The sequence below is a fragment of the Actinophytocola sp. genome (genome assembly GCF_050699915.1).
In the GTDB taxonomy this organism is placed as follows: Bacteria; Actinomycetota; Actinomycetes; order Mycobacteriales; family Pseudonocardiaceae; genus Actinophytocola.
This window is the reverse complement of sequence record NZ_JBOHGA010000357.1, coordinates 1-3,489: the sequence shown is the minus strand read 5'-3', so window position 1 is coordinate 3,489 and position 3,489 is coordinate 1. Positions and strand designations below refer to the sequence as shown.

Annotated in this window: 3 protein-coding genes and 1 pseudogene; 3 read left to right on the top strand and 1 reads right to left on the bottom strand. The window is 73.4% G+C overall.

Translation table 11 applies throughout. The annotated features are described in order from the left end of the window. Positions 1–601 (top strand): annotated as a pseudogene (locus ACRDSK_RS32370) (hypothetical protein); the annotation flags it as partial. Here ACRDSK_RS32370 and ACRDSK_RS32365 read toward each other — a convergent pair. After that, the gene (locus tag ACRDSK_RS32365; RefSeq protein ID WP_431445219.1) at positions 570–1,562 is read right to left on the bottom strand and encodes a LacI family DNA-binding transcriptional regulator; all 993 of its coding nucleotides are present in this window, start codon (positions 1,560–1,562) and stop codon (positions 570–572) included. The pseudogene ACRDSK_RS32370 and the gene ACRDSK_RS32365 overlap by 32 nt on opposite strands. Positions 1,563–1,679: 117 nt before the next feature. Here ACRDSK_RS32365 and ACRDSK_RS32360 point away from each other — a divergent pair, with 117 nt between their 5' ends. Further along, a complete protein-coding gene (locus ACRDSK_RS32360; RefSeq protein WP_431445217.1) occupies positions 1,680–2,645 on the top strand; it encodes an ABC transporter permease in 966 nt (321 codons plus the stop codon). A 144-nt stretch (positions 2,646–2,789) separates the two neighbouring features. Next, positions 2,790–3,489 (top strand): PfkB family carbohydrate kinase (locus tag ACRDSK_RS32355; RefSeq protein ID WP_431445216.1); only part of this gene is annotated, 700 nt, incomplete at its 3' end.

The following is a 3,489-nucleotide window of genomic DNA, read 5'->3' as shown; positions in this document are numbered from 1 at the left end:
GGCTGGAACGCCGTGCTGCGCGCCGTCGCGCTGGCCGCGATCGCGCTCGCCCATGCCACCGGCGCGCTCGGGCATCGGGCTCTGCGTCGCGCTGCTGGCGGGTCTCGTCGCTGCTCGCGGCGTGGGCTCGGCCGGCCGCTGCACGCTCATCGCCGAGCGGCCCTTGTACGTGGCGCTGCCGGTGCACGTCGTCGAGGACCTTGGCGCGTCGGCGACCGTGCTAGCGGCCTACTTCACGGCGTTCGGCATCGGCGCGGTCGTCGGCAGACTGCTCGCCGGCTACCTGCGCGACCTCCCGCTGTGGCCCACGCTCGCCGGAGTCGTGTGGGCGCCGTTCATGCCGACGTCCATGGCGCTCTACCAGCGCGGCACGCCGGCGGACCGGCTCGCCCCGGTCCTCGCCGCGAACGGGTCGGTCCTCGTCGTGGCCGTGCCGCTGGGCACCGTGCTGGGTGGTCCGCTCGTCACCGCGATCGGCGCGCGCGAGACGTTGCTCGCGATCGCGGTCGCCACGCTCGCCCTCGGTGCCGGGACGGCGTTGCTTGTCATCAGGTCGTCACGCAGGCGCGTTACGGGCAGCCGCAGGACTTTCGATGCATGAACGTCGTCTGGAGGCGCTTCGTGGTCGGCGGCCGGCACGGGTCCGCGATGCGGTCGAGCAGGAGCCGCACCGCCGTGCGACCCATCTCCGCGACTGGCTGGGCCACCGTCGTGACCGGGGGATCCAGCAGGTCCGCCCACTCCACGTCGTCGTAGCCGACCACCGCCAGGTCCGCGCCCACCCGCACGCCCCGCCGCCGGCACTCGTGCAGTACGCCGGACAGCATCGTGTTGTTGCCGGCCACCACGGCCGTCGGCGGGTTCGCCAGATCCAGCAGCGAGCCCAGCGCGGCCGCCGCGGGGGCCGCGGCCGACGAGCCCGACGCGACGAGCGCCGGGTCCCACTGCAGCCGCGACCGGCCGAGCCCGAGCCGGTAGCCGAGCACCCGTTCCGACGTCGTCGCCAGCCCCTCCGCGCCGCTGATCATCCCGATCCGCCGGTGCCCCAGGTCCGCCAGGTGCCGGACCAGACCGGACGTCGCGTACACGTTCTCCGGCCCCACCTGGTCGACGTCCTGGCTCGTGGTCAGCCGGTCCAGCAGCACGACCGGGATCCCCAGTTGGCGAAGCTCCGGCAGCACGGTCCCGGACGCGCGCGGCGACGGTGTCAGGATCAGCCCGTCCACCCGCCGCGACCGCAGCGTCCGTACCGCCGCCTGCTCCGCCGCCGGCTCGTCGTGCGTGTCCGCGAGCACCAGCGTGTAGCCCGACTGGGTGGTCTCGTGCTCGATCGCCGCCAGCAGCGACGCGAAGTAGGGGTTCGCGACCAGGGAGATCGCCACGCCGAGGGACCGCGTGCCGCCGGTGACCAGCGAACGCGCGATGGCGTCTCCGGTATAACCGGTGTGCTCGATCGCGTCCAGCACCCTCGTCCTGGTCTCCGGGGCGACCGACCTCGTCGAGTTGACCACGTGCGACACCGTCGTGATGGACACGCCCGCCAGCCGGGCGACGTCCCGCATGGTGACCACGAAGAGGCTCCTGAATCGGTACGGATGCAAGCGTTTGCGCAAACGGTTGCGCAACGGTACAGAGATCAATAACTTCCCCGCAAACCGCCTCGCCGTGGAGGGTCGCGCATGCCCGTCCGGACGCCGCGACTCCCGCCCGTGCGCCGCCGCACGCTCGGCCCGGTGCTCGCGCTGGTCGTCCTCGTCGTCATGTTCGGACTCGCCCGCGGCGGCTTTTTCGGCGTCGACAACCTGTCGCTGATCGTCCAGCAGTCGCTGGTGCTCGGCACGCTCGCGCTCGGCCAGGCGCTGATCATCCTGACGGCGGGTGTCGACCTCGCCTGCGCCGCCGTGGCGGTGCTCGGCACGCTCGTGGTCGCGAAGCTCGCGCTGACCGGCACACCCGGCCCGGTTGCCCTGCTGGTCGGCGTCCTCGCCGCGGCCGCGATCGGCGTGGTGGCCGGCGGGCTGGCCACGGGCCTGCGGCTGCCGCCGTTCATCGTCACGTTCGGCATGCTCGTGGTCGTCACCGCCGTGACCCGCGTCTACGCGCAGGGCCGGACCTACTCGGTCGCCGACGGCACGCTCGGGTTCCTCGGCACCACGAAGTACCTGTTCGGGCGGGTCGAGCTCACCTACGGCATGGGCCTGCTGCTGGTGATGTACGTCGGCGTCTGGTTCGCGCTCACCAGAACGTCGTGGGGCCGGGACGTGTACGCGGTCGGCGCGGACCCTCGGTCCGCCCGGCATGCCGGTGTACGCGTTCGCCGTACGACGCTGCTCGTGTACCTCGTGGCCGGCTTCTGCTACGGGATCGCGGCATGGCAGGCGCTCGGCCGGGTGCCGATCGCGGACCCGGCCGCCCTGCCGCTGGGCAACCTCGACGCGATCGCCGCCGTGGTCGCCGGCGGCGTCAGCCTCTTCGGCGGTCGGGGCGGCGTGTTCGGCGTGCTGGCGGGCGCGCTGCTCGTCGTCGTGCTGCGGACCGGGCTCGCTCAGTCCGGAGTGGACACCCCGTACCAGGACATCGTCATCGGCGTGCTGGTGATCGCCGCGGTCGCCGTGGACCGGTACTCCCTCGGGAGGCAGCGATGAGCGAGCTTGCGAGCGAATCAATGTCACAGGGCGACCGTGAGCGGCTCGACCGAGCCTGCGAGGGGGAGTCGTGAGCGAGCTTGCGAGCGAATCAATGTCACAGGGCGACCGCGAGCGGCGTGACCGAGCCTGCGAGGGGGCGTCGTGAGTGTCGTCGTCGCGGTCGGTTTGTGCACAGTGGACCTGCTGCAGCGGGTGGGCACGCTGCCCGCGCCGGGCGAGAAGGTGCAGTCCTCGTCGGTGGAGCTGGCGGCCGGTGGTCCGGCGGCGAACGCGGCGGTGGCAGTCGCCGCGCTCGGTGGCTCCGTCCGGCTGTCCACCGTGCTCGGCTCGCACCCGCTGGCGCAGCTGGCCTTGCGCGACCTGGAGGCGTGCGGGGTCGAGGTGACCGACCTACTGCCCTACCGTGTGGCGCCGCCGGCGGTGAGCGCGGTGTCGGTGCGCGAGGCCGACGGCGAGCGGACCGTGGTGTCGCACAACGCCGCCGGCGTGGCGGTGATGGCCGACGTGGAGCTCGGCGGCGCCGGCTGCCTCCTGCTCGACGGGCACCACCCGGACCTGGCGCTGCGCGCCGCCCGGGCCGCCCGCGAGCTCGGGATCCCGGTCGTGCTGGACGCGGGCAGCTGGAAGCCGGTGCTCGCCGACTTGCTGTCCTATGTGGACGTCTGCGCGTGCTCGGCGGCGTTCTCGGCCCCGTCGCCGCTGATCAACCCGGTGGTGATCCGCACGGCCGGCCCGGACCCGGTGGCGTGGGCGGCCGGCGACTCTCGTGGCGAGGTCGAGGTGCCGCCGACCGAGGCGCGGGACACGGTGGGCGCGGGCGACGTCTGGCACGGCGCGGCGG